This window comes from Brevundimonas sp. TWP2-3-4b1, assembly GCF_049897665.1.
GTDB classification, from domain to species: Bacteria; Pseudomonadota; Alphaproteobacteria; order Caulobacterales; family Caulobacteraceae; genus Brevundimonas; species Brevundimonas subvibrioides_B.
Window position 1 is genome coordinate 47,814 of the sequence record NZ_JAFCWQ010000003.1, and the last position, 26,264, is coordinate 74,077.

Here is a 26,264-nt window from a genome sequence, read left to right on the forward strand (position 1 = left end):
TCTCCTCGCACCTGGGGGAGGGTCGTCGCGTAGCGACGGGGTGGGGGCGGCATGGCGATGCGGACACGCAGCTGTGGGTTTTGCCTTGCCGCCCCCACCCGGTCCCCGCTGCGCTTCGACCTCCCTCCCCTGAGGGGGACGGAGGATCAGATCCGTCGGACTACCGCCGCCTTGCCGTGAACAGATCGCCCAGCCGGTCGGGGGCGCCTTCGATCCGCTCCAGGTGCGGGTATTTCAGGCCGTCGTGATAGTCGAAGGCCACGGTGCGGTAGCGGGTTCCGTCGCGGACGATGAGTTCTATCTTCTGGTCCGTGCCCTTGGCGGCGGTGACGGCGGCGCGAAGGGTGGCGGCGGAGGCGGCCTCGCCGTTGACGGCGATGATCTGCATGCCGATCGCCAGCCCCTGTCCGAAGGCAGGGCTGTTCCACTGGACGCTCGAGAGGGTGTTGTCGGCGCCGGTCATGAAGCCGAGCGAATAGATGAAGTCGTTGCGGCCGTACTCGGCCCAGAGCGTCCTCTGATAGTCGCTCATCGTGTCGGTATAGACGAGACGGTAGCCGCCGCGCGTCAGGCCATCCAGCGGCGCGCCGGGACCGTGCCCGTCCAGACGGGTGCGCAGGAAGGTCGCCCAGTCGTGTTCCATGACGCCGTTGAGCGTCTCGACGACCGTTTCGAAGGTGTAGGGGTTCGCGTCGTAATCACCCTCCTGGACGCCGAAGAAGGCGCGGGCGAAGTCGTCGAGCGACTTGCGGCCGTTGGTCTGCTCGCGGATCAGGGTGTCGGCGTCGAGCCAGATCAACTGGCCCTCGACATAGTAGTCCTCGCTGCGCTGCCAGGACCGCCAGCCGATCGGGCGGCGCTGGGAGATAATCGGGTCGTTGACCGTGTCCTGCATCGCCCGCCATTCGCGACCGACGGTGTTGTCATAGGTGGCGGCGTCCATGGCGAGGGCGTCCAGCGCCTGCTGGCGGCTATGCAGGCCCGAGCGGGCGGCCAGAACCTTTCCCCAGAACTGGGTCTGGCCCTCGTAGACCCACAGAAGCTCGTTCTGCATGGGCAGGTTGAAGTTGGCGACATCCTGGCCCGCCGGGCGGCGGTACTTGCCGTCCCAGGAGTGGGTGTATTCGTGGGCCAGCAGGTCGCGGTCGCCGAGCTTGCTGTCCCAGTCGGTGAAGAAGCCCGGATCGACGCTGTTCTCCGACGACCGGTGATGCTCCAGCCCGATGCCGCCCATCCGATCGGTCGTGGCGACGAGGAAATCATAGTGGTCGTATTGGCGTGTACCGAACAGGCGGTCGGCCTGGACGACCAGGGTGCGCAGGATGCCGATCTGTTCGTCCGTCGGGGCGATATTTTCGTCGGCGTCGGCGACGATGTTGAGGAGGACGGGCGAGCGGCCGCCCGGGTCGAGGTCGATCTGGCGATAGTGGTCGCCGGCGAACATCGGGCTGTCGACGAGAACGTCGAGCGGGACGGTCTGGAAGGTGGTGGTGGCGCCGGTTGAGCTGTCGGGGCGGAGAGCCGTGCCGTATTCCCAGCCTTCGGGCAGGGTGACGCCGGCCTGGATGGTGATGTTCCGGTGGAAGCGGCCGGCGGGGTAGAGCAGCATCTTCTCCCACTGGATGTTGAGCATCTCGGCCGTCATGGTGATGCGGCCCTGGGCCCCGGTTGTCGGCGACAGGTGCTGGAACTCGGCCACCAGTTCGGCGGCGCCGGCCGGAACGACGATGTGGAAGGCGTAGGGACTGACCGCATCCCGCACCCATTCGATGCGCTGGCCGCCGGCGGTGAAGGTCAGGCCGGCGAGCTGGGTCACCGGGCCGACCGGGCCGTGGTTGCCGGGAAGCCATTCCGGGAAGAACAGGGTCATCGGGCCGGCGGCCTCGACCGGAATGGTCTCGCGCACGCGATAGATGCGGCGGTTCAGGTCCGTGGCGTCGACGTCGAGGCGGACGACGCCGGGCCAGGCGCGATCGACGACGGCGGGGATAGGCTGGGGCGTCGGAGGCGTCTGGGCGAATGTGGGGGCGGCGGAGGCGAGCAGGAGGGCCGCGAAACAGGCGGAGACGGCGAGACGCTTCATGATGCTGGGAATCCGGAGATGAACAGGTCACCTATCAGCGCCGCGTGCGACAGTCCGTCAAGCGTGAGTGCTGATCCTTCTCCCCTTGCGGGAGAAGGTGGCAGCCGAAGGCTGACGGATGAGGGATCACGCCGGCGGTCGGAATGAGTCGGGCGAACGCAAATCCGTGGCGGTCAGCGTGACCCCTCATCCGACCTCGCTTTGCTCGGCCACCTTCTCCCGCAAGGGGAGAAGGGCTCCTACTTCACTTCCAGCAGTTCGACCTTGAACAGCAGGGTCGAGTTGGGCGGGAGTTCGTCGCCGCCGACCCAGCGGGCGCCGTAGCCGAGATCGGCGGGGATGGCGAAATGGAAGGTCTCGCCGACGTGCATCAGGGCGACCCCCTCGGTCCAGCCGGCGATGACGCGGTTCAACGGGAACTCGGCCGACTCGCCCCGGTCGTAGGAGGAGTCGAACTTGCGGCCGTCAATGAAGGTCCCCTCGTAGTGGACCCGGACGGTCGAGGTCTCGGTTGGTTGAGCACCCTCGGGATGGGCGGCGCCTTCACGGAGGTACTGGAGGCCGGACGCCGTGGTGGTCCAGCCGCGGCGGGCGCCGTTCCAGGCCAGGTAGGCGGCCTGGCCGGCCTCGTACTCGGCGGGCGTCGAGTGGACGGTTGGGTCGACGACGGCGACAGGTTCCGGCGCGGTGGCGCAGGCGGCGAGGGCGGCAGCAGCGACGAAGATGGGGATGATTTTCATGCAGCGACGCTAGCAGTCGAAAAAGCTCTTGCGAAGATGCCGGAAATCGGAGTGCGGGCCTTTATTTCGCCTGAGAAGCGCGTATATGTCCGCGTTCCGCAACACTCCCCATGAGTCTGCGCGAAAGCGCCGAGGCCCGGTCCGTCGCCCTCCGACCGAGCGAAGGCGTGGCTCCTTACCCAGGGAGCTCACCAGATTTCAGGCCTCCTGACCGCGAAAGCGCGTCGAGGGTGGAGGCCGAAACCGATTGTCACGGCGTGGGCCCTTTCCGGCAAGGATGGGCGCACCGCCGTGGCTGCTGCATTTTGCGCGTGGTCTCCCCCGGATCCGCGAATGGGAAAACAGAATGACTGACGTCCTGAACGGTCTCACCATCAATGGTCAGATCGCATCGGCCACGACCTTCACCGGCAAGAAGCGCATCCGCAAGTCTTTCGGGCGTATCCCGGAAGCGGTGGCCATGCCGAACCTGATCGAGGTTCAGCGCGCCTCCTATGAGCAGTTCCTGCAGCGCGAAGTGCGCCCGGGCGTCCGCAAGGAACAGGGCATCGAGGCGGTCTTCAAGTCGGTCTTCCCTATCAAGGACTTCAACGAACGCGCAGTGCTGGAATACGTGTCCTACGAGTTCGAGGACCCCAAGTACGACGTCGAGGAATGCATCCAGCGCGACATGACCTATGCCGCGCCGCTGAAGGTCAAGCTGCGCCTGATCGTCTTTGAGGCGGACGAGGAAACCGGCGCGCGCTCGGTCAAGGACATCAAGGAACAGGACGTCTACATGGGGGACATCCCCCTGATGACGGACAAGGGGACCTTCATCGTCAACGGCACCGAGCGGGTGATCGTTTCGCAGATGCACCGCTCGCCGGGCGTCTTCTTCGACCACGACAAGGGCAAGACCCACTCGTCGGGCAAGCTGCTGTTCGCCGCCCGCGTGATCCCGTACCGCGGTTCGTGGCTGGACTTCGAGTTCGACGCCAAGGACGTGGTGTTCGTGCGTATCGACCGTCGCCGCAAACTGCCGGCGACCACCTTCCTCTATGCCCTGGGCATGGACGGCGAGGAGATCCTGCGCACCTTCTACGAGACCGTTCCCTACGAGAAGCGCGGCGAAGGCTGGGTCACTCCCTACAAGGCGGATCGCTGGAAGGGCGTGAAGCCCGAGTTCGACCTGGTCGACGCCGACACCGGCGAGATCGTCGCCTCGGCCGGCCAGAAGATCTCGGCCCGTGCGGCCAAGAAGCTGGGCGACACGACCAAGTCGCTATCGCTGGCGGCTGACGCCCTGGTGACCCGCTACCTGGCCGCCGACGCCGTCAACTACGAGACTGGCGAAATCTACGCCGAGGCCGGTGACGAGCTGGACGCGCCGATCATCGAGCTGCTCGAAGAGCGTGGCTTCACCACCATCGACGTGCTGGACATCGACCACGTGACGGTCGGCGCCTACATGCGCAACACCCTGCGCGTGGACAAGAACACCGGCCGCGACGACGCTCTGTTCGACGTCTATCGCGTGATGCGTCCGGGCGAGCCGCCGACCACGGAAGCCGCCGAAGCCATGTTCAACTCGCTGTTCTTCGACAGCGAACGTTACGACCTGTCGGCCGTCGGCCGGGTCAAGATGAACATGCGTCTGGAAACGCCGGAGGTGTCCGACGAGACCCGCGTCCTGCAGAAGGACGACGTGCTGAAGGTCCTGCAGATCCTCGTCGGCCTGAAGGACGGCCGCGGCGAGATCGACGACATCGACAACCTCGGTAACCGCCGGGTCCGTTCGGTCGGCGAACTGCTGGAAAACCAGTACCGCGTCGGCCTGCTGCGCATGGAACGCGCCATCAAGGAGCGCATGTCGTCGGTCGATATCGACACGGTGATGCCGCACGACCTGATCAACGCCAAGCCGGCCGCGGCCTCGGTACGTGAATTCTTCGGCTCCTCGCAGCTGTCGCAGTTCATGGACCAGACGAACCCGCTGTCGGAAATCACCCACAAGCGTCGCCTTTCGGCGCTTGGCCCTGGCGGTCTGACGCGCGAGCGCGCGGGCTTTGAAGTCCGCGACGTGCACCCGACCCACTACGGCCGCATCTGCCCGATCGAAACGCCGGAAGGCCCGAACATCGGCCTGATCAACTCGCTGGCCACCCACGCCCGGGTGAACAAGTACGGCTTCATCGAGAGCCCGTACCGTCGCGTGAAGGACGGAAAGGCCCTGGACGAGGTGGTCTACATCTCGGCCATGGAGGAGTCGAAATACACGATCGCCCAGGCCAACATCCAGCTGAAGGACGGCATGATCGTCGAGGAGCTGGTCCCGGGCCGGATCAATGGCGACTCCCAGTTGCTGATCCGGGCTGACGTGGACATGATGGACGTGTCGCCGAAACAGGTCGTTTCGGTCGCCGCCGCCCTGATCCCGTTCCTGGAAAACGATGACGCCAACCGGGCCCTGATGGGCGCGAACATGCAGCGTCAGGCCGTGCCTCTGGTGCAGTCGGACGCGCCTCTGGTCGGCACCGGCATGGAAGCCGTCGTGGCCCGTGACTCGGGCGCCGTGGTCGTGGCTCGCCGCGACGGTGTTGTCGAACAGATCGACGGCACCCGGATCGTGGTCCGTGCGACCAACGAACAGGACGCCAGCCGTTCGGGCGTCGACATCTATCGCCTGTCGAAGTTCCAGCGCTCCAATCAGTCGACCTGCATCAACCAGCGCCCGATCGTGCGTGTGGGCGATGAGGTCAAGGTCGGCGACGTGATCGCCGATGGTCCCTCGACGGACCTGGGCGAACTGGCCCTGGGCCGCAACGCCCTCGTCGCCTTCATGCCCTGGAACGGCTACAACTTCGAGGACTCGATCCTGATCTCGGAGCGCATCGTGCGCGACGACGTCTTCACCTCGATCCACCTCGAGGAGTTCGAGGTGATGGCGCGTGATACGAAGCTCGGGCCGGAAGAAATCACCCGCGATATCCCGAACGTCGGCGAGGAAGCCCTGCGCAACCTCGACGAGGCCGGCATCGTGGCCATCGGCGCCGAGGTCCAGCCCGGCGACATCCTGGTCGGCAAGGTGACGCCGAAGGGCGAAAGCCCGATGACCCCGGAAGAGAAGCTGCTGCGCGCCATCTTCGGCGAGAAGGCTTCGGACGTCCGCGACACCTCGCTGCGTCTGCCGCCCGGCGTCGCCGGCACCATCGTCGACGTGCGCGTGTTCAACCGTCACGGCGTCGACAAGGACGAACGCGCCATGTCGATCGAGCGCGACGAGATCGAGCGCCTGGGCAAGGATCGCGACGACGAACTCGCGATCCTGGAACGCAACGTCTACGGTCGCCTGCGTCCGCTGGTCCTGAACAAGAACGCCGTCTCTGGTCCGAAGGGCCTGGGCCGCGGTGAAGTCACCGAAGCCAAGCTGGGCGAGCTGTCGCGCGGCCTGTGGTGGCAGATCGCCCTCGACGACGAGAAGGCGATGGGCGAGCTGGAGCAGATGAAGAAGTCGTTCGAGGACGCCCGCAAGGCGCTCGACCGTCGCTTCGAGGACAAGGTCGAGAAGCTTCAGCGCGGCGACGAACTGCCCCCCGGCGTGATGAAGATGGTCAAGGTCTTCGTGGCCGTGAAGCGCAAGCTTCAGCCCGGGGACAAGATGGCCGGCCGTCACGGTAACAAGGGCGTCATCTCCAAGATCCTGCCGATCGAGGACATGCCGCACCTGGAAGACGGGACTTCGGTCGACGTCGTTCTGAACCCGCTGGGCGTGCCCTCGCGCATGAACATCGGCCAGATCTTCGAAACCCACCTGGGTTGGGCGGCTGCGGGCCTTGGCAAGCAGATCGCCGGCCTGCTGGAAGCCTGGCAGGGCGGCGGCCAGAAGCAGGCGCTGATCGAGTATCTGACCGGCATCTACGGCGAGGACACCCCCCTGCCGGAGGAAGAGCACGAGCTGATCGAGCTGGCGCAGAACCTGTCGAAGGGGGTTCCGTTCGCGACCCCCGTATTCGACGGCGCGCACATCTCGGACATCGAGGACCTGCTCGAGAAGGCGGGTCTGGAGCGTTCGGGTCAGTCGATCGTCTATGACGGTACGACCGGCGAGCAGTTCAAGCGTCCGGTCACGGTCGGCTACATCTACATGCTGAAGCTGCACCACCTGGTCGACGACAAGATCCACGCCCGCTCCATCGGTCCGTACTCCCTGGTCACCCAGCAACCGCTGGGCGGCAAGGCGCAGTTCGGCGGTCAGCGCTTCGGGGAGATGGAGGTCTGGGCTCTGGAAGCCTACGGCGCCGCCTATACCCTGCAGGAAATGCTGACGGTGAAGTCCGACGACGTGGCCGGACGGACCAAGGTCTACGAGGCCATCGTGCGCGGCGACGACAGCTTCGAGGCGGGCATTCCCGAGAGCTTCAACGTTCTCATCAAGGAAATGCGCTCGCTGGGTCTGAACGTGGAGCTGGAGAACTCATAAGCGACGGGGAGAAATCCTCCCCCGTTGGGGGAGGGGGATCGCGGAGCGGTGGAGGGGGCAGCCCCAGACACCGAACTCGCGGCGGGCCCCCTCCGTCACGGCGCGAAGAAGCGCCGCGCCACCTCGCCCAAGGGGGGAGGATTGGTGGGTCTCCATTCTGAATTTTTCGCGGTTAGTCCGCAGAAGGAAAACAAGATGAACCAGGAAGTCCTGAACATCTTTAACGCGGTCCCGGTCACCCCGACCTTCGACCAGATCAAGATCGCCCTGGCCTCGCCGGAAAAGATCCGCTCGTGGTCGTTCGGCGAGATCAAGAAGCCCGAGACGATAAACTATCGCACGTTCAAGCCCGAGCGTGACGGCCTGTTCTGCGCCCGTATCTTTGGTCCGACCAAGGACTACGAATGCCTGTGCGGCAAGTACAAGCGCATGAAATACAAAGGCATTATCTGCGAGAAGTGCGGCGTGGAGGTCACCCTGGCCCGCGTCCGGCGCGAGCGGATGGGCCATATTGAACTGGCTTCGCCGGTCGCCCACATCTGGTTCCTGAAGTCGCTGCCGTCGCGCATCTCGCTGATGCTGGACATGGCGCTGAAGGACGTGGAGCGCGTGCTCTACTTCGAGAACTACATCGTCACCGAGCCGGGCCTGACCCCGCTGAAGCAGAACCAGCTTCTGACGGAAGACGAATTCTACCGTTACCAGGACGAGTTCGGCGATGACGGCTTCACTGCCGAGATCGGCGCCGAAGCCGTGCGCAACCTGCTGATGGGCATCGACCTGCATTCGGAGGCCGAGCGCCACCGCGGCGAGCTGGCCGACAGCCCGTCGGAAGTGAAGGCCAAGAAGGCCTCCAAGCGCCTGAAGCTGATCGAGGCCTTCCTCGAATCCGGCAACAAGCCCGAGTGGATGATCCTGACGGTCGTGCCGGTCATCCCGCCGGAACTGCGTCCTCTGGTGCCGCTGGACGGCGGCCGCTTTGCCACGTCCGACCTGAACGACCTCTATCGCCGGGTCATCAACCGCAACAACCGCCTGAAGCGGCTGATCGAACTGCGCGCACCCGACATCATCATCCGCAACGAAAAGCGGATGCTGCAGGAGTCGGTCGACGCCCTGTTCGATAACGGCCGTCGCGGCCGCGTCATCACCGGGGCCAACAAGCGTCCGCTGAAGTCGCTGGCCGACATGCTGAAGGGCAAGCAGGGTCGCTTCCGTCAGAACCTGCTGGGCAAGCGCGTAGACTATTCGGGCCGTTCGGTCATCGTCGTGGGGCCCGATCTGAAGCTGCACGAGTGCGGCCTGCCCAAGAAGATGGCGCTCGAGCTGTTCAAGCCGTTCATCTATGCGCGTCTGGACGCCAAGGGCCTGTCGGGCACCGTCAAACAGTCCAAACGCATGGTCGAGCGCGAACAGCCGCAGGTGTGGGACATCCTCGAAGAGGTGATCCGCGAACACCCGGTGATGCTGAACCGCGCGCCGACGCTTCACCGTCTGGGCATCCAGGCGTTCGAGCCCAAGCTCATCGAGGGCAAGGCCATCCAGCTGCACCCGCTGGTCTGCGCCGCCTTCAACGCCGACTTCGACGGCGACCAGATGGCCGTGCACGTCCCGCTGAGCCTTGAGGCCCAGCTGGAAGCCCGCGTGCTGATGATGTCGACCAACAACATCCTGTCGCCGGCCAACGGCAAGCCGATCATCGTGCCGTCGCAGGACATCGTCCTGGGTCTGTACTATCTGTCGCTGGTCAAGGACGGTGAGCCGGGCGAAGGCAAGCTGTTCGCCAACATCGGTGAGATCGACGCGGCGCTGGACGCCGCCGTGGTGACCCTGCACACCCGCATCAAGGCGCGCTGGAGCGAACAGGACGCCGAAGGCAACGAGATCACCAAGGTGATCGACACGACGCCAGGCCGCATGAAGCTGGGCGCCCTGCTGCCGCAGAACCCGAACGTCGGCTATCGCCTGCTCGAGAAGAACCTCACCAAGAAGGAAATCGGCAACCTGATCGACGTGGTCTATCGCCACTGTGGTCAGAAGGCGACGGTGATGTTCGCCGACCAGATGATGGGTCTGGGCTTCAAGGAAGCCGCCAAGGCCGGCATCTCGTTCGGCAAGGACGACATCGTGATCCCGGCCAAGAAGGTCGAGATCGTCGCCGCCACGCGCACCCTGGTCGAGGAATACGAGCAGCAGTACGCCGACGGCCTGATCACCAAGGGCGAGAAGTACAACAAGGTCGTCGACGCCTGGGCCAAGGCCACGGACCGGGTCGCCGACGAGATGATGGGCGAGATCGCGCAACCGCGCGTGCTGGCCTCGGGTCGTACCGCCGAGATCAACTCGGTCTATATGATGGCCAACTCCGGCGCCCGCGGTTCGCAGGCCCAGATGAAGCAGCTCGGCGGGATGCGCGGCCTGATGGCCAAGCCGTCCGGCGAGATCATCGAGACGCCGATCGTCTCGAACTTCAAGGAAGGCCTGACCGTCCTCGAATACTTCAACTCCACCCACGGCGCCCGCAAGGGTCTGGCCGACACCGCGCTGAAGACCGCCAACTCGGGTTACCTGACCCGTCGTCTGGTGGACGTGGCGCAGGACTCGATCGTCACCGAGGAAGACTGCGGTTCCACGCGGGGCATCACCCTGCGCGCCGTGGTTGAGGGCGGCGACGTCCTGGTCTCGCTGGGTCAGCGCGTCCTGGGCCGCTACAACGCCGAGGACATCAAGGAGCCGGGCACCGATAACGTCCTGTTCCCCGCCGACACTTATCTGGTGGAGGACATCGTTGAAGTCATCGACCGCGAGGGTGTCCAGTCCATCAAGGTCCGTTCGGCCCTGACCTGCGAGGCCGAAGCCGGCATCTGCGGCATGTGCTACGGCCGTGACCTGGCGCGCGGCACCAACGTCAACATCGGCGAAGCGGTCGGCGTCATCGCGGCGCAGTCCATCGGCGAGCCGGGCACCCAGCTGACGATGCGGACGTTCCACATCGGCGGCACGGCCCAGGTGGCGGAAACCTCGTTCTACGAGGCGACCAACGCCGGCGTCGTCAAGGTCGTCGGCCCCACCGTCACCGGCGCCCACGGCGATCTGGTTTCGATGAGCCGCAATGTCGTCGTCACCGTCATGGTCGATGGCAAGGACCGTGAAAGCTACAAGATCCCCTACGGCGGTCGCCTGCGCGTCAAGGAAGGCTCCGAGGTCAAGAAGAACCAGCGTCTGGCGGAGTGGGACCCCTACACCACCCCGATCATCACCGAAGTCGGTGGCTCCGTTCGCTTCGAGGATCTGGTCGAAGGTCTGTCCTTCAAGGAAGAGACCGACGAAGCGACGGGCATCGCCCAGCGCGTCGTCATCGACTGGCGCGCGTCGCCGCGGGGTTCGGACCTGCGTCCGGCCATGGGCATCACCAATGGCGACGAGTACGCCAAGCTGGCCTCGGGCTCCGACGCCCGCTACCTGCTGCCCGTCGGCGCCATCCTGTCGGTCGCCAACGGCGACGAGGTGAAGCCCGGCGAGATCCTGGCCCGTATCCCGACCGAGGGCGCCAAGACCCGCGACATCACCGGCGGTCTGCCGCGGGTGGCCGAGCTGTTCGAAGCGCGTCGTCCCAAAGACTGCGCGGTCATTGCCGAGATGGACGGCCGCGTCGAATTCGGTCGCGACTACAAGAACAAGCGCCGCATCAAGATCACGCCGGAACTGAACGCCGATGGCGAACAGGGCGAACCGGTCGAGTTCCTGATCCCCAAGGGCAAACATATCTCCGTCCACGACGGCGATCTGATCCAGAAGGGCGACTACATCATCGACGGCAACCCCGATCCGCACGATCTGCTGCGCATCCAGGGCGTCGAGGCGCTGGCCGAGTATCTCGTGAACGAAGTGCAGGAGGTCTATCGACTGCAGGGCGTGCCGATCAACGACAAGCACATCGAGGTGATCGTTCGCCAGATGCTGCAGAAAGTCGAGATCCTCGACTCGGGCGAAACCACCCTGATCCGTGGCGACACGGTCGAAGTGGCCGAGGCGGTGCTTGAGAACGAGAAGGTCGAGAAGCGTGGGGGCCGGATCGCCACCACCCAGCCCGTCCTGCTCGGCATCACCAAGGCATCGCTGCAGACCCGCAGCTTCATCTCGGCGGCGTCCTTCCAGGAGACCACCCGCGTCCTCACCGACGCCTCGGTCCACGGCAAGAAGGACATGCTGGAAGGCCTGAAGGAGAACGTCATCGTCGGCCGACTGATCCCGGCCGGTACGGGCGCCTATCTGCGCAGCCTGCAGAAGATCGCCAACGAGCGTGACGCCCTGCTGACCTCGACGCGCGAAGCCGCCGTCGAGCCCCTGCCGGCGGAACTGCAACTGGAGCTGGCCGAGAGCGAGTAATCGCTTTCGCAAGCTGAAGACTGAAGAGGGCGGCTCCGGAGACGGGGTCGCCCTTTTTGCATCCAGAGTTGACGGCTTTGCGGGCAAGGGAGACGATGGCGGCGTGGCGGGAAATGCTGATGTTGGATTTTTTCATCACCTATCTGTCGTCCAGAGAGGGCAAGACGGTCGCAGCCATCGTGGCGGTCAGCCTGATGGTCTTGATCGTGGCGTCCAGCGCCAACCTCATGATCGATGTGGGCGCCGCAGCGCACGACGCCTTCTGCCCGGACCACGGCTGGGCCGTTTAAGGGGCCGTCGGCTACTCCATCTTGCGGTTGTTGCGCAGGCGCTCGTCCGTCATCTCGAAGCCGGGCCGCAGGTGGGCGCCGGCACAGGTGCTTCGCAGATTGCCGCCCGGGCAGCCGGGGCTGGACATGACGATGCCGACGCCGGAGCGGGCTCCGCGCAGGGAATCATGGGCGGCGAGGGCGGCCGCGCCGTCGCGGGCGAACTGGGCGTCGCGGCGCTGTTCCGAGGGCGTCAGGGTGCGCGGGCCGAGCGGGCCGGCGCGGCCGGCGGCCGTGTTGAAGCGGTCGTCGCAGAGTTGCTGTTCGGAGGCGGACAGCTGGCCGTCCATCGTCCGGCAGCCACCCGCCCCGGTGCGCATCGAACGGCCGACGGCGGCGGCCATCCCCTCGGGCGTCACCTGCCAAGGGTCGGCGGAGGCTGGGGGAGGTCCGACGAGGGGGCTGGCGCCGATCCGCGGAACGGGGGCGGTGGGGCGGTCCTCCTCCTCCTCACGCGTGCGGTCGTGGGCGACGGACGGGACGGCTTCGCCGAGGACCGGGACCGTTTCACGGGCGGCGGCGCTGGCGGGCGTCGGCTCGCGCACCGTTTCGCCCTCGAGGAGGGGGCGCGGCTCCATCTCCACGAAGATCGGGATGTTCGGGGCCTCTGTGAACACCGGCGGATCGCCGGCGAACAGGCCGATGGCCAGCGGCGTCAGGACGAGCGCGTGAAACGCGACCGAGGCCGCCAGCACCGCGGCGCGGCGACGGTCGGCGGGCGAGCGCCAAAGCGCAATACTCAGGCCGGCGTTCGACACACATCCTCCCCGTGGGTCCAGCCACGCTGACGGGCGACCGTGGCCGGAACAGGGCGTCCCGGACAGGCGCGCCGCGCCTTCCGGGATGACAAGCTCACGAGATGATGGTCCAGGGCGAGAGCGGACGGACGGTGGCGCAGGCGGGCGTGCCGTCCTTGCCCCGGCCGGGGAGTGTGGTCGCGATGACGGCGCCGGGCTTCAACAGGCCCGATGGAATGTCGTGGACGTCGATCTTGGCGCGGCGGCTGACCTGGACAAGGCCGGGGGGCAGGCCGTCCATCGATCCGCCGATGGCGATGTAGACGAACCGGCGCGTCGGCCCCTCGCGGCGCACGAAGGTTCCGCCAAGCTTGCCATCCGGCCGGAGATCCACGGGCATGTCGAAGGTCAGGGGCGCATCGGTCGACAGGCGGATGTCATGCGGCGCGTTCTTCGCATCCTGACGCCAGTAGTGCAGCCCGGGGACCGGATCGGCGATGGTCAGGCGCAGGGTCAGGGTCTCAGTCATGGCTGACCAGATGGGCGCCGCGCACCATGCGGACAAACGGAAGGGGGCGGTCCGTCCCGGATCGCCGCTGCGCGCCGTCCGCGATGACAATCCGTTCGGCGACCTCGGCCAGGACAAAGCGCGTGATGGAGGGCAGGTCCAGGGCGCGGGCCTCGTCCAGCGGGAGCCAGGCGATCTCATCCAGTTCCCCCGAACCGGCGGTCGGTTCGGGGGCCAGCAGCGCCGAGGCGTCGGCCATGAAGAAGCGGGCGTCGAAGCGGCGGGAGCGGCCGGGCGGGGTGATGGCGCGGGCGATGTAGGACAGGGCCGCGAGGTCTGGCAGGGCCCCGGCCTGGCGAAACTCGCGCCACGGCCCGGCGACGGAGGCGGGCAGGGCAGGGCGGCCGAGGATCAGGCCGGTCTCCTCGAAGGTCTCGCGCACGGCGGTCAGGCACAGGGCGCGGGCGCGATGCGGCGCCAGTTCGGCCTCGAGACGGGCGCGGGTGGGGCCGGAGGGTTCAGCGCCCGCAGCCGCGGTGAAGTCGGCGCGATCGATGCGGCCGCCGGGGAAGACCCATTTGGACGCCATGAAGACATGGCCCGGCGCGCGGCGACCCATGAGCACCTGGGGCCTCTTGCCGCTCCGGACCAGGATCAGGGTAGCGGCGTCCTTGGGGCGCTGGCGCGGACCAGCCGCTCGGGGGGCGTCGCGGATATCCTGCGCGGCATCGAAGGGCTGGAGGGGCGACGGCATCGAAAACCGATGCCACGGGGGTGCCGGCAAGGAAAGCGCGGCCGTCGCGCGGTCACCCGAGGACGCGGCCGATGCGGACGAGCGTTCCGCCGGGGTCGCTGAGAGAGAACTCATAGGTTCCCCAGATGCGGGCGTGCGGCCCCTGCGGTTCCAGGATCAGGTCCCGGACCCGGTCGGCGACGGCGTCCACGTCCTCGACATAGAGGTAGAGGCCCAACGGATTGTCCTCCAAACGGCCGGGCCAGCCGGGTGTGGACCTCAGGTGGATGCGCCAGCCGCTTTCGTCGGAGAGCAGGCGGTAGTCAGCGTGATCGCTGACGACCCTGAACCCGAGCCGGCCATAGAAGGCGGTGCTGGCGTCGATGTCGTGGGCGGGCACGATGGCCGCCGCATGATGCTGTTCCATCATTCGGCCTCTCCGTCGGGGCGGGCGAGGATCATCGTCGCGGCGACGGCCAGCGACCATAGGGCGAATGCGGCCATGGCGGCGACCGCCACATGCAGGCCGAAGCCGCCGTCCGTCGTCGTGTGCCAGAGGGCGAGGCCGAGAATTACGACGCCCAGCGTCGCCGCCACGCGACCTGCAAAGGACCGGCGCCAGAGCCCGGGAGACCAGGTCGCGGCGCCTAGAGCGACCAGGACCGTGCCGAGGGCGTCGAGGCTTTGATTGAGCGCCCACAGGGTGTGTCCGCCGGCCTCGCGGACGGCGGGGTCCGAGGTCGACGCCAGCAGTCGTCCGCTCGCGAATCCGTTGACCAACGCCGCTCCGGCCAGGGCGAGGAAGCCCGCGCCGAGCAGGAGCGCGCCGGTGCGGGTCAGGATACGGGTTTCGTCGAGTTGTCGCTTCACGCCATCGAACCCGACCGTGAGCGCCAGCAGGCAGCCGATCATGGCGGCGTGGACGAAGCCATTGCTCCAGTCGCGGAGGAACTGTCCGTCGTCGTGGGTGGTCGAGAGTGAGGTCGGATGGTGCAACATCAGGACAAGGGCGAGGCCGGTCGCTGCGGCGATAATGGCGCCGTCGGCGCGGGTCTGGTTGGCGGTCATGTGAGTTCCCCGTTTCAGAGGATCTCTGTGCCGGGAGCGCACGAGCCAGGCGACGGACGAAGCCGGACGGAGTCCGCTAGCGGACAAACCCGAACAAAAGTCCGGAACGAGGGGTGGCTACGGGCTTAACCCGGGCGGGCGATCAGCTAGGGTCGGGCATGACCCTTGCGGCCGAGGATCTCGATCGACGCAGCCAGCGGACCCGCAAGGCGGTGTTCGACGCCTTCACGCGCCTGATCTTCTCTCATCGCTACAGTGCGATCCGGACGTCGGACCTGATCGAGGAGGCGGGCGTCGGGCGCTCGACCTTTTACGAGCATTTCCGCAACAAGGACGACGTGATGGTCTGGGCCATCGACCCGATCTTCGCGCCCCTGGCCGAGGCGGCGGCCGGTCAGGCGAACCTGCCCCGGTTACGGTTCGTGCTGGACCACCTGTGGGAGCGGCGGGCCCTGGCGCGGATCATGTTCGAGCCGCCGCTGGCCGCGAAGCTGCACAGGAAGCTGGCGGCCATGATCGAGGCGCGACTGGGCGAAGGGAGCGACGGCATACCGGCGGCCATGACCGCCGCCGCCTCAGCCGCCGCCCAGCTGGCCCTGCTTCGGATATGGTTGAGTGGAGAGGCACCGTGCGAGCCGGAGGTGCTGGCGCGCAGGCTGGCCGGGGGACGCTGATCGCCCTTCAGCGGGCTTCAATCGGTGCTACGGCGCCAATAGGTGACGAGGATGACCGTCTGCGGCGTATCCGTCATCGTTCGAGTAAGGGTGCGTTCCAGGTCAAGGCCGAGGGCGTTGCCGGTGAGCGTGAAGAAGCGCAGCTCAGCCATCAAATCGTCGTCGAGGGCGAGAGGGCTGACACCCGTGACCTCGCAGAGCGTGGCGCTGCAACGAGCCTGTGAGGAGTCCGCGCCTTCGGCGAACAGCGGAAGCGCGCGATAGGCGGTCAGCAGGCCCGCCTCCGTGGTCGGTGACCATGCCGGGTCCTTCCTTCCGGCCGCGACCTCGTCGGCAAGGGCGGCCTAATCGGGTCGGGTCGCGACCTCTTCGGCAACGGCGGCCAAATAGGGTCCGGGTGCGACCTCTTCGGCAAGGGCGGCCCAATCGGATCGGGGCGCGTCCGACGTGAACACGGAACGGGCGCTATCGACGCTCTGGCCAGATGAGGCGAGCGGGACGGCGGTCTGCTGGGCGAGGATCGCGGCGGCGAGAAGGACGGCGGCGGCCATGGGAAGTCTCCATCGGTGGGACGCACGTCGGTGTGCGTCTGGGCGAGGGAGTTCTGGCGCTGTGTCGGCGGGTCGGGCGAGGCCGATAAAGTCGTGACGATTTTCTCGGGCCACGATCAGGCGGGCGATCTCGCGGCTGGAGCCGATTCCGGTCTTTCGGCGGGCGGATCGGAAGCGTTCGTTGACGGCGGCCTCGGACATCGAGCGCAGGGTCGCGATCGATTTCGCCGTGTGCCCACGGCCCAGAAGGCCCAGCAGATCGCGCTCCACGGCGTTCAGCCGGTCGAGCGCGCGGTCGGTCTCCGGAATCGTATTGGCCGGTTCATGGGTCATGCGCCATGCTGGACCGCCAGGGTGAGGCCGGGCAAGCGGGGGCGGACGGGATGGCGGGGAAATCTGAAGGCCGGAACGACACGCTGACCGTGGTCGCGCTGGCGGTTCTGGCGGCGATCACGGTGACGGTGGCGCACGAAGCGGTCGGGCACGGGAGCGTCTGCCTGGCGCTCGGCGGGCGGGTGACGCTGCTCACGACGTCGCTGTTCCGGTGCGATGTTCCGTCGTTCCTGATCGATCTGGGCGGGCCGTTGACCAGTCTGGCGGTCGCCGCGATGGCGGCAGTGGCGAGCCGTGCGACGCGGGCGACCCGGCCGGGGCTGACCCTGTATCTAGTGCTGGTCGCGGCCATGGCCGGGTTCTGGGAAGGCGCCTATCTGGTCCAGGTCACGCTGACCGAGCACGGCGATCTGTATTCCGCCTGGACAGGTCTGGCAGGCGACGCGACCGTTGCGGTTCGGGTCGGCGGCGCGGCGGTCGGGGTGGCGATTTATCTCGTGACCGTCGTGTTCGCGTCGCGGATGCTGGCCGGAGCACTGGTCGAGCCACGCAGGGCGACGCGGACGGCTTGGGTCGCCGCAATGGTCGCGACGATGACGGCGGCGCTGATCTATCGCGGCGGCGTCGGGGACAATCTCATAAACACGGCTCTGGGGATCGGGGCCGCGTCCCTGCCGTTGTTGCTGATTCCGCGACGGGGGACCGGCTCCGCGACGGCGAGAGCGATCCGCCGGAGCGTGCCGGTGATCTCGCTCGCCGCTGTGGTCTGGCTGGCGTTCGCCCTGACGATGGGACGCGGGCTCGGCGGCTAGCGCCGCTTGCCCTTGCGGACGCCTTTCGGCGTGCCGCCGCGCGGGGGTTTGGGACCGCCGGGACGACCGAGGCCGCGTTTGGGCGGGCCGTTACCGCCTGTGCCCGGACCACGACCCCGGAGGCCGAGGCGAGGGGCCGGGGCGTTGGGGTCGCGGGGCTCGGCGTCCGAGAGCATCTCGAACAGGAGGCCGCCGGTGATGGGGGTGGCCTCCTTCAGCTTGACCTCGACCTTCCGGCCGAGGGTGTAGCGCTGGCCGCTGCGTTCTCCGACGAGGGCATGGGCGCGGTCGTCGTGGGTGAAGTATTCGTTGCCCAGCGACGAGACGGGCACCAGGCCGTCCGCCCCGGTCTCGTCGAGGCGGACGAACAGGCCGAAACGGGTCACGCCGGTGATGCGACCGGTGAAGGTCGCGCCGACGCGGTCCTCCAGGAAGGCGGCGATGTAGCGGTCCATGGCGTCGCGCTCGGCGGCCATGGACCGGCGCTCGGCCAGGGTGACCTGATCGGCGATGGCGGGCAGTTCGGCGATCTCGCGGTCGGTCAGGCCGTCGCTGCCGAGGTTCAGCGCGCGGATCAGGCCCCGGTGCACGATCAGGTCGGAGTAGCGCCGGATCGGCGAGGTGAAGTGTGCATAACGGTCAAGGTTGAGTCCGAAGTGGCCGACGTTGTCGGGCGCATAGATGGCCTGCATCTGGGAGCGCAGCACGACCTCGTTGACGACCTCGGCGTGGGGGCCGTCGCGGGTCTCGTCGAGCAGCTTGTTGAACCGCTTGGTCGTCGGGGCCTCGCCCTTGTTCCACGGCTTGCCGATGGTCGAGAGGAAGTCGGCGAGGTTGAAGACCTTCTCCTGGCTGGGCGTCTCGTGGACGCGGAAGATGAGGGGGGTCTTCTTCTGCTCGAGCGTCTCGGCGGCGCAGACGTTGGCCTGGACCATCATCTCCTCGATCAGGCGGTGGGCTTCCAGGGAGACCCGCTTCTCGATCGAGGCGATGCCGCCGTCGGGCGCCATGCGGATGCGGCGTTCGGCGCTGTCGATCTGCAGGGGGGCGCGCTTGAGACGGCCCTTCAGCATGGTGTGGTAGGCGTTCCACAGCGGGTACAGGATCGTGTCCATGATCGGACCGGTCGCGTCATCCGTGCCGCCGCCCTGCTCGACCCCGTCGATGGCCCCCTGGGCCTGCTCGTAGGAGAGTTTGGCGTGGCTGCGCATCAGGCCGCGGTGGAACTTGTGTCCGAGCTTGCGGCCGTCCTTGTCGAAAACCATGCGCACGGCGAGGGTGGCGCGGTTCTCACCCTCCTTGAGGCTGCACAGGCCGTTCGACAGCCGCTCGGGCAGCATCGGCTCGACGCGGTCGGGAAAATAGGTCGAGTTGCCCTTGGCCCGCGCCTCGCGGTCCAGACTGGTGTTGGGGCGGACGCAGGCGGCCACGTCGGCGATGGCGACCCAGACGATCCAGCCGCCGTCATTCTTCGGGTCGTCGTCGCGCTGGGCGAAGACGGCGTCGTCATGGTCGCGGGCGTCGGCGGGGTCGATGGTGACGAAGGGAATGTCGCGCAGGTCGTCGCGGCCCTTCAGTGTCGGCAGGTCCTGGTTTTCGGCCTCCTGTTCGACGGCCTCGGAGAAGCCCATCGGGACGCCGTGGGTGTGGATGGCGATCAGGGAGGCGGCGCGGGGGTCGTCCTCGCGGCCGACGGTCTCCAGGATCTTGCCGCGCTTGTGGCCATAGCGCTGGTCGGACTTCTCGATGGCGGCGAGCACGAGGTCGCCGTCGCGCAGATCGCCGGCCAGGATCTGAGGGATGATCAGGACGTCCTTCGAGCGACGGTCGACGGGCTCGACGCGGGTCTCCTTGTTCGACTTGCGGATGACGCCGAGGACGCGGTTGTTGTTGGTGTCGAGTTTCTTGATCAGCCGGGCTTCCCAGCCGTTCGGGCCATGCTCGAACTTCGCCAGGACACGGTCGCCGAGGCCGGGGGCCGGGCCGGGCTTGCCCTTGTCGGGAATGAGGAGGGCCTTGGGCGCGTCTGCCGAGGCCTCGACCATGCGGACGTAGAGTTCGCCGTCGATGTCTTTTTCAACCACGTCGGCGACGCCGACGGGGGGCAGGGCGCCGGCTTCGGAGAAGCCCTTCTTGCCACGTTTGCCGAGCTTGCCGTCCGATTCGAGGCCTCGGATCATTTCGCGGAGGCGGCGGCGATCCTCGCCCTTCAGGCCGAAGTGGCGGGCGATATCGCCCTTTTCCGCACTGCCTGCGTCGCGCAGGAAGGCCAGCAGGGTGGCCTCGTCCGGCAATCCGGCGGCGGGTTTTCTGGGTGTTTTGGTCATTGAGTTCCTATGTAGGGCGCTTCGCGTAAAAGGGCGAAATCTTGCGCCGCTTGACCGGATGAAGTCGGGCGATCAGCTTCCGCCGCGCCCGTCCGTCCCGGAGTTATTCTGAATGTCTTCCCTGCCGCTGTCCGAAAACCCGACCCTGAGCGCGCCGACCGGCTCGCTGCTGGACCTGATCGGCAAGACGCCGATGGTGGAGGTCACGCGGATCGACACCGGGCCTTGTCGGCTGTTCCTGAAGCTTGAGGCGCAGAACCCCGGCGGGTCGATCAAGGACCGCATCGCGCTGTCGATGATCGCGGCGGCGGAGGCGGAAGGGTGGTTGAAGCCCGGCGGCACCATCGTCGAGGCGACGGCCGGAAACACGGGCCTGGCGCTCACTCTCGTGGGTCAGGCCAGGGGTTATAAGGTGTTGCTGGTCATCCCTGACAAGATGTCCAAGGAAAAAATCCAGCATCTGAGGGCCATGGGGGCCGATGTGCGCCTGACGCGGTCGGACGTCGATCACGGCCACCCGGAATACTACACGGACATGGCGGAACGGCTGGCGCAGCAGATTCCGGGTGGGTTCTTCGTCAACCAGTTTGCCAACGCGGCCAACTCCGAGGCGCACGTCAGGACCACGGGGCCGGAGATCTGGGAACAGATGGGCCACGACATCGACGCCTATGTCGCGGGCATCGGCTCGGGCGGCACGATCACGGGGGTGGCCCAGTATCTCAAGAGCCAGGGGTCGGCGGCCGAGATCATTCTGGCCGATCCGGTCGGGTCGGTGCTGGCGGGCATCGTTAACGACGGCGTGCCGAGCCCGGAAGGCAGCTACACCGTCGAAGGCATCGGCCAGAACTTCGTGCCGGACACGGCGGACATGAACCTGATCGACAAGGCCTATTCGATCCCGGACGCCGAGGCCGTGGCGACGGTGCGCGAGCTGCTGCTGAAGGAAGGTATACTGGCGGGATCGTCGTCGGGTACGCTGATCGCGGCGGCCCTGCGCTGGTGCCGGGAACAGACCGCGCCGAAGCGCTGCGTGACCTTCGTCTGCGATACGGGAGCGAAATATCTGTCCAAGGTCTACAATGACGCCTGGCTGGCGGATCAGGGGCTGGGCGAGCGCGAGTTGCATGGCGACCTGTCGGACCTGATCTCGCGCAAATACGAGAAGGGCGACGTGGTCACGGCCGGGCCGAACGACACTCTGGACACCGCCTTCAAGCGGATGCGCGGGGCGGACGTGTCGCAACTCCCGATCATCCAGGAGGGCCGTCTGGTCGGGATTCTGGACGAGAGCGATCTGGTTCATGTGATGAACACCGACGAGATCACGCGCAAGGAGCGGTTCGCCAAGCCGGTGTCCTCGGCCATGACGCGCGATCTGGACACGGTGCAGGTCAATGAGCCGCTGGACGCCCTGATCCCCCTGTTCGACCGCGACCGGGTGGCGATCGTGCTGGACGGCGAAAAGTTCGTCGGCCTGATCGCGCGCGTCGACCTGATCAACCACCTCAGCCTGAACCGGTAGGACCATGGCCGAACTCAAGAACAGCCAGGGTTTTTCAACCCGCGCCATCCATGCGGGCCAGCGGCCTGATCCGACGACCGGCGCGGTGATGACGCCGATCTACGCCACCTCGACCTACGCCCAGGAAAGCCCGGGGGTGAACAAGGGCTATGAGTATGCGCGGGGCAAGAACCCGACGCGCGAGGCGTTCGAGGCCTGCATCAACGACCTGGAGGGCGGGATCCAGGCCTTCGGCTTCGGCTCCGGCATGGCGGCGACCTCGACGGCGCTGGAGCTGCTGGACGCGGGTTCGCACATCGTCACCGGTGACGACCTGTACGGCGGGTCGTGGCGGTTGTTCGAGCGGGTGCGGCGGCGCTCTATGGGGCTGGACTTCGCCTATGTCGACATGGCCGATCTGACCAAGGTCGAGGCGGCGATCACGCCGAAGACGAAGATGATCTGGGCCGAGACGCCCACCAATCCGCTGATGAAGCTGGCGGACATCGCGGGGCTGTCGGTCATCGCGAAGAAGCACGGCCTGTTGCTGGTCGTGGACAACACCTTCGCCACGCCGTGGAGCCAGAGGCCGCTGAGCCTGGGCGCCGATGTGGTCATGCATTCGGCGACCAAATACCTGAACGGCCACTCCGACATTATCGGCGGGGTTCTGGTGGCGGGGTCTGAAGAGGTCGCGAAGGAACTCAAGTTCCTCCAGAACTCCATCGGCGGAGTCATGGGGCCATTCGACGCCTTCCTGGCCAACCGGGGGCTGAAGACCCTGGGCCTGCGCATGAAGGCGCATAACGAGAACGCTCTGGCCATCGCCCGCTGGCTGGAAGATCGCGTCGGGCGGCCGGGCGGTGGCGTGGCCAGGGTCATCTATCCGGGTCTGATCAGCCATCCGCAGCACGATCTGGCGACGCACCAGATGAACGGACGCTACGGTGGCATGGTCACGGTGATCATCGACGGCGATCTGGCGCGGACCAAACAGGTGCTCGAGCGGGTTCAGGTCTTCACCCTGGCGGAGTCGCTGGGCGGGGTCGAAAGCTTGGTCAACCACCCGGCCATCATGACCCATGCCTCTGTGCCCAGGGAGGTCCGCGAGGCGGGGGGGGTGACAGAGAACCTGATCCGTCTGTCGGTCGGGGTCGAGGACCTGGACGACCTGATCGCCGACCTGGACCAGGCGCTGGCCTGATAGGACCGGGCTGAAACGACCGTGTTGAAACGACAGAGGGCGGCCTTCGAGGGCCGCCCTCTGCTTTTGCATGTAGATATTTTAGCCCTTGGGAAGAAGCACGGCGTCGATCACGTGGATCACGCCATTGGTGCAGGCGATGTCGGCCGAGACGACCTTGGCGCCGTTGACGGTGACGCCATCAGTGCCGTCGACGTCAAGCGTCTCGCCGTTGACCGAGGCCGGGCTGAGGGTCTTGCCCGAGATGTCGGCGGCACGGACGGCGCCGGACAGGACGTGGAGCGTCAGGATCGCCGTCAGCTTGTCCTTGTTCTCGGGCTTGACCAGATCCTCGACCGTGCCGGCAGGCAGTTTGGCGAAGGCGTCGTCGGACGGGGCGAAGACGGTGAACGGGCCTGCGCCCTTCAAGGTCTCAACCAGGCCTGCGGCCGTGACGGCGGCGACGAGGGTCGTGAACGAGCCGGCGGCGACGGCAGTGTCGACGATGTCGTGGGTTTCGGTGGTCATGTTTACGTTCCTGATTAGTAGAGATCAGGAGGTAAGTGAATATTCATTGAAATCAATAGACGTGCGGCTAAGTGACCGTGCGACACTGTCGCGGTGATGTACAGGTGCGATGTGCGGAGGTATGATTACAACGCCTCCGCACACAGACACTAGTTCGGGATCGAGACGGCGTCGGTGACGTGGATCACGCCGTTCGACTGGAACACGTCGGCCTGGGTCACGGTGGCGATGCCGCCGTTCTCGTCGGTCAGGATGACCGAACCACCGCGCAGCGAGGCGGTCAGGATGTCACCCGAGACGGTGGTGATGGCAGCCGATCCACCGCCCGCCTGGATCAGGGCGATGACGTCGGCGGCGGCCACGCGGCCGGCGACGACGTGATAGGTCAGGATCTTGGTCAGGGTCGCCTTGTTGGCAGGCTGGACCAGGGTCTCGACCGTGCCGGCGGGCAGGGCGGCGAAGGCGGCGTCGGTCGGGGCGAAGACGGTGAAGGGGCCGGGGCCCGACAGGGTCTCGACCAGGCCGGCGGCGGTGACGGCGGCCACGAGGGTGGTGTGGATCGGCGAGGCGACGGCGTTCTCGACGATGGTCTTGTTGGCATCCATGGCAGCGCCGCCGACGGTGACCGACGAGTGATTCATGCCGCCGTGATGATCGGCGAAGGCCGCGGGGGCGGCGACGAGGAGGGCGGCGGCCGAGACGGCGCCGGCGAGGGCGGAGAGCTTCATGAGTCGTTTCCTGACAATGGGATCGCCTTGATGGGATCGCGACAGAGACGCTCTCGGAGCCGATCCGGATGCGGGGGCAGCTCTGCGCGCGTCAAGCCGCCGCAGGTGTCACACCCGTCGGCGCGACCGTGGTGCAAGGGCTCCGGACCCTAGAAGCTGACCAGCACCGAGGCCACCAGGGCGTCCTCGTACTGGCTCCCCTGATCCTGCGCGTCCGTGCCGTGCCAACGCAGGTCGAGCGCGGTCGTATCGGTCAGGGCCCAGGCGACGCCGGCGTTCCAGCCCGTGTAGTCGGGCGCATTGTCCTGTTCCCGCAGGCCCAGGGTGACGCTGGCCTTCAGGCGTTCTGCGAGGGGGAAGCGGACGCGGCCCTCGACCCAGGTGGAGGCCCGGGTCGAACCCAGGCCGTCCGGCGAATGTTCGATGCGGAAGCGCGCATCGACCGCGCCGAAATCCTTGATGACGTCGAACTGATATTCCCAGGCCGCGTCGTCATGACCTGCGACGGCGCCGAGCCGCCACTTGTGCGAGGCGGAGGTGTCGAAATCGAACCCGAGCGCCGAATACTGCCAGCCGGCCTCCATTTCGGTCTCGACCCGCGATCCGGAGGAGTCGATCGTCTCGAACTCCGCATCGGCATAAAAACCGTTGGCGCCGCTCCACTGAACGTCCCCGAAGACATAGGGGGCAGAGCCGCTCTTGGAGGCCCCCTTGGAGCGGTTGTCGGTACCGGCCCCCATCTCGAACGACCAGTGCGACGCGCGTTCCGGACGGTAGCGCACGGTGTCCCTGTCCTGCGCCGCGACGGAGTTTGGCAAGCCCCCGGCAAGAACGAGAAGACAGAGGAAAATGCGGATCATCTACCTATGGTCTAGGCGACGCCGACCTTTCTGGCGAATTGATCTGTGGCCCGGGCATATTCCGACCGCAGCCGCGCCACCAGTTCGGCCGCCGGGATGACGTCGTGGATCGTGCCGGCGCCCTGGCCGGCGGACCAGACGGTCTTCCAGGCCTTGGCCTCGTCGCCCATGTCGAGCTTGTGCTCGGGCAGCGACTTCGGATCGATGCCGTTGGCCTGCAGCGACTTGGTCATGAAGTTGGCCGGGATGCCGGAGACGGCGGGGGTGTGGACTATGTCCGTCGCGCCCGACTCGATGATCATCTCCTTGTAGGCCTCTGGAGCCATGGCCTCGGTCGTGTTGATGAAGCGGGTGCCCATATAGGCGAAATCGGCGCCCATCATCAGGGCGGCAGCGATATCGCTGCCGTTCGACAGGCAGCCCGACAGGATGATGCAGCCGTCGAAGAACTCGCGCACCTCGTTGACCAGGGCGAAGGGGTTGATGATCCCCGCGTGGCCGCCGGCGCCGTTGGCGACCAGGATCAGGCCATCGACGCCGGACTCTGCGGCCTTCCTGGCGTGGCGGACGTTGGCGATGTCGTGGAAGACCAAGCCGCCATAGCCGTGCACCGCATCGACCACGTCGCGCACGGCGCCGAGCGAGGTGATGATCAGCGGCACCTCATGCTCGACCGAGACCATCATGTCGGCCATCAGGCGCGGGTTGGTCGGGTGGACGATGTGGTTGACACCGTAGGCTGCGGCGTCGGGGTTCAGGCGCGACTTGATCTCCACCAGCCACTCGGCATAGCCCTCGGTCGTGCGGGCGTTCAGCGAGGGGAAGGTGCCGATCACCCCGTTGTTGCAGCACTCGACGACCAGATCCGGCCCTGAGACCAGGAACATCGGCGCCTCGATGACCGGCAGGACGAGGCCCTTCTGCAGGGAGGCGGGGATGGCCATGGCTTTCGCTCCGTTTCGTTTGGCTACGCTTAGCGGGGTGTCGCGGGGGAAGGCAAATGTGGGCCAGGGCCCCTGGGGTCAGCACCCGAAAAAACAGGGTGCAAGAGTCCAAATCGGGGAGGAGTCTGGTTCAATGCATTGTTTTAAGGATAATCTTTGAGTTCACCTATGTTGCACGGGAGTTCAGCTCACACCCCCTGGGGTCCTGTCCAGTTCGAGACTGCCTGAACGCTACGCCAGAATCGGCCGCAGGGCCGCAGTCATGCTTGATCTTCCGCCGTGGCGGGCGAGGCGCTATCTGCAGCCCATGACCACCGACACTTCAGGCCTCTCCCAGCTCGGCCAGCACATCATCCAGCCTGCCTCGCCCGAGACGGCGGTGCTGGAGAGGGTGCCCAACCCGCATGCCGACACCCTGTATCTGGCCCGGTTCACGGCGCCGGAGTTCACGTCGCTGTGCCCGGTGACGGCCCAGCCGGACTTCGCCCATATCGTCATCGACTATGCGCCGGGCGACTGGCTGGTCGAGTCCAAGTCGCTGAAGATGTACCTGACCGCCTTCCGCAACCACGGCGCCTTCCACGAGGACTGCACCGTGGCCATCGGCAAGCGGATCGCCGACCTGCTGAGCCCGAAATGGCTGCGGATCGGCGGCTACTGGTATCCGCGCGGGGGCATTCCGATCGACGTCTTCTGGCAGACGGGAACCCCGCCCGAGGGGCTGTGGCTGCCCGACCAGGGCGTGCCGACCTATCGCGGGCGGGGGTAGGG

22 protein-coding genes are annotated in these 26,264 nt (G+C 66.7%); 8 read left to right on the forward strand and 14 right to left on the reverse strand.

All coding sequences use genetic code 11. The features are described from left to right. Positions 1–160: 160 nt before the first annotated feature. Together ACP7A5_RS03720 and ACP7A5_RS03725 are read right to left on the reverse strand one after the other, a co-directional pair. Positions 161–2,083, reverse strand: a complete 1,923-nt coding sequence (locus ACP7A5_RS03720; RefSeq protein WP_426040647.1) for a M61 family metallopeptidase — start codon at positions 2,081–2,083, stop codon at positions 161–163. A gap of 239 nt (positions 2,084–2,322) precedes the next feature. After that, positions 2,323–2,823: an FKBP-type peptidyl-prolyl cis-trans isomerase gene (locus ACP7A5_RS03725; RefSeq protein WP_426040648.1), complete on the reverse strand. Its 501-nt coding sequence runs from the start codon at positions 2,821–2,823 to the stop codon at positions 2,323–2,325. Positions 2,824–3,169: 346 nt separating this feature from the next. Here ACP7A5_RS03725 and rpoB point away from each other — a divergent pair, with 346 nt between their 5' ends. The 3 genes from rpoB to ACP7A5_RS03740 all read left to right on the forward strand — a co-directional run bounded on the left by rpoB (position 3,170) and on the right by ACP7A5_RS03740 (position 11,964). Then, on the forward strand, positions 3,170–7,285 hold the full coding sequence (gene rpoB / locus ACP7A5_RS03730) for a DNA-directed RNA polymerase subunit beta (protein ID WP_426040649.1): 4,116 nt from the start codon (positions 3,170–3,172) through the stop codon (positions 7,283–7,285). Between the two features lie 195 nt (positions 7,286–7,480). After that, on the forward strand, positions 7,481–11,674 hold the full coding sequence (rpoC, locus tag ACP7A5_RS03735) for a DNA-directed RNA polymerase subunit beta' (RefSeq protein ID WP_426040650.1): 4,194 nt from the start codon (positions 7,481–7,483) through the stop codon (positions 11,672–11,674). Between the two features lie 119 nt (positions 11,675–11,793). Beyond that, positions 11,794–11,964: a hypothetical protein gene (locus ACP7A5_RS03740; RefSeq protein ID WP_426040651.1), complete on the forward strand. Its 171-nt coding sequence runs from the start codon at positions 11,794–11,796 to the stop codon at positions 11,962–11,964. Between the two features lie 11 nt (positions 11,965–11,975). Here ACP7A5_RS03740 and ACP7A5_RS03745 read toward each other — a convergent pair whose 3' ends face one another. The 5 genes from ACP7A5_RS03745 to ACP7A5_RS03765 all read right to left on the reverse strand — a co-directional run bounded on the left by ACP7A5_RS03745 (position 11,976) and on the right by ACP7A5_RS03765 (position 15,049). Then, the gene (locus ACP7A5_RS03745; protein ID WP_426040652.1) at positions 11,976–12,761 is read right to left on the reverse strand and encodes a hypothetical protein; all 786 of its coding nucleotides are present in this window, start codon (positions 12,759–12,761) and stop codon (positions 11,976–11,978) included. 94 nt (positions 12,762–12,855) lie between these two features. After that, positions 12,856–13,269: a DUF5990 family protein gene (locus tag ACP7A5_RS03750; RefSeq protein ID WP_426040653.1), complete on the reverse strand. Its 414-nt coding sequence runs from the start codon at positions 13,267–13,269 to the stop codon at positions 12,856–12,858. Continuing rightward, entirely contained in the window at positions 13,262–14,002 is a 741-nt protein-coding gene (locus tag ACP7A5_RS03755) for an NUDIX hydrolase (protein ID WP_426040654.1), read from the reverse strand. Before ACP7A5_RS03755 ends, ACP7A5_RS03750 begins: the two co-directional genes overlap by 8 nt. 52 nt (positions 14,003–14,054) lie before the next feature. Further along, a complete protein-coding gene (locus ACP7A5_RS03760) occupies positions 14,055–14,411 on the reverse strand; it encodes a VOC family protein (protein ID WP_426040655.1) in 357 nt (118 codons plus the stop codon). Beyond that, positions 14,408–15,049 (reverse strand): hypothetical protein, encoded by a 642-nt coding sequence (locus ACP7A5_RS03765; RefSeq protein ID WP_426040656.1) that lies wholly within the window; start codon positions 15,047–15,049, stop codon positions 14,408–14,410. The genes ACP7A5_RS03760 and ACP7A5_RS03765 overlap by 4 nt, the downstream gene beginning before the upstream one ends. 158 nt (positions 15,050–15,207) lie before the next feature. On the opposite strand from ACP7A5_RS03765, the gene ACP7A5_RS03770 reads away from it, so the two are divergent. Next, positions 15,208–15,723, forward strand: coding sequence for a TetR/AcrR family transcriptional regulator (locus ACP7A5_RS03770; RefSeq protein ID WP_426040657.1), 516 nt, complete (start codon positions 15,208–15,210; stop codon positions 15,721–15,723). A 17-nt stretch (positions 15,724–15,740) separates the two neighbouring features. Here the strand turns inward: ACP7A5_RS03770 and ACP7A5_RS03775 are convergent, their stop codons facing one another. Beyond that, on the reverse strand, positions 15,741–15,875 hold the full coding sequence (locus ACP7A5_RS03775) for a hypothetical protein (RefSeq protein WP_426040658.1): 135 nt from the start codon (positions 15,873–15,875) through the stop codon (positions 15,741–15,743). Positions 15,876–16,067: 192 nt separating this feature from the next. Further along, positions 16,068–16,607 (reverse strand): hypothetical protein, encoded by a 540-nt coding sequence (locus ACP7A5_RS03780; RefSeq protein ID WP_426040659.1) that lies wholly within the window; start codon positions 16,605–16,607, stop codon positions 16,068–16,070. Between the two features lie 50 nt (positions 16,608–16,657). On the opposite strand from ACP7A5_RS03780, the gene ACP7A5_RS03785 reads away from it, so the two are divergent. Beyond that, positions 16,658–17,419 carry a hypothetical protein gene (locus ACP7A5_RS03785; protein WP_426040660.1) on the forward strand — a complete coding sequence of 254 codons (762 nt, stop codon included), beginning with the start codon at positions 16,658–16,660 and terminating at the stop codon, positions 17,417–17,419. Here the strand turns inward: ACP7A5_RS03785 and rnr are convergent. Beyond that, on the reverse strand, positions 17,416–19,746 hold the full coding sequence (gene rnr / locus ACP7A5_RS03790) for a ribonuclease R (RefSeq protein WP_426040661.1): 2,331 nt from the start codon (positions 19,744–19,746) through the stop codon (positions 17,416–17,418). The two genes, ACP7A5_RS03785 and rnr, sit on opposite strands and share 4 nt — an antisense overlap. Before the next feature lie 112 nt (positions 19,747–19,858). Between rnr and ACP7A5_RS03795 the strand changes: the two genes are divergently transcribed. Both ACP7A5_RS03795 and ACP7A5_RS03800 read left to right on the forward strand, forming a co-directional pair. Further along, positions 19,859–21,271, forward strand: coding sequence for a pyridoxal-phosphate dependent enzyme (locus ACP7A5_RS03795; protein ID WP_426040662.1), 1,413 nt, complete (start codon positions 19,859–19,861; stop codon positions 21,269–21,271). A gap of 4 nt (positions 21,272–21,275) precedes the next feature. Beyond that, entirely contained in the window at positions 21,276–22,454 is a 1,179-nt protein-coding gene (locus tag ACP7A5_RS03800; RefSeq protein WP_426040663.1) for a trans-sulfuration enzyme family protein, read from the forward strand. 81 nt (positions 22,455–22,535) lie between these two features. Here ACP7A5_RS03800 and ACP7A5_RS03805 read toward each other — a convergent pair whose 3' ends face one another. From ACP7A5_RS03805 to ACP7A5_RS03820, 4 genes are all read right to left on the reverse strand, one after another. Continuing rightward, on the reverse strand, positions 22,536–22,961 hold the full coding sequence (locus ACP7A5_RS03805; protein WP_426040664.1) for a fasciclin domain-containing protein: 426 nt from the start codon (positions 22,959–22,961) through the stop codon (positions 22,536–22,538). 149 nt (positions 22,962–23,110) lie between these two features. Continuing rightward, the gene (locus ACP7A5_RS03810) at positions 23,111–23,689 is read right to left on the reverse strand and encodes a fasciclin domain-containing protein (RefSeq protein ID WP_426040665.1); all 579 of its coding nucleotides are present in this window, start codon (positions 23,687–23,689) and stop codon (positions 23,111–23,113) included. Positions 23,690–23,838: 149 nt separating this feature from the next. Next, positions 23,839–24,549 carry a TorF family putative porin gene (locus tag ACP7A5_RS03815; protein ID WP_426040666.1) on the reverse strand — a complete coding sequence of 237 codons (711 nt, stop codon included), beginning with the start codon at positions 24,547–24,549 and terminating at the stop codon, positions 23,839–23,841. Between the two features lie 11 nt (positions 24,550–24,560). Next, positions 24,561–25,493 carry an NAD(P)H-dependent flavin oxidoreductase gene (locus ACP7A5_RS03820; RefSeq protein ID WP_426040667.1) on the reverse strand — a complete coding sequence of 311 codons (933 nt, stop codon included), beginning with the start codon at positions 25,491–25,493 and terminating at the stop codon, positions 24,561–24,563. Between the two features lie 307 nt (positions 25,494–25,800). On the opposite strand from ACP7A5_RS03820, the gene queF reads away from it, so the two are divergent. Further along, complete coding sequence (gene queF / locus ACP7A5_RS03825; protein WP_426040785.1) at positions 25,801–26,262, forward strand: preQ(1) synthase; 462 nt, start codon at positions 25,801–25,803, stop codon at positions 26,260–26,262. The last annotated feature ends 2 nt before the right edge of the window (positions 26,263–26,264 follow it).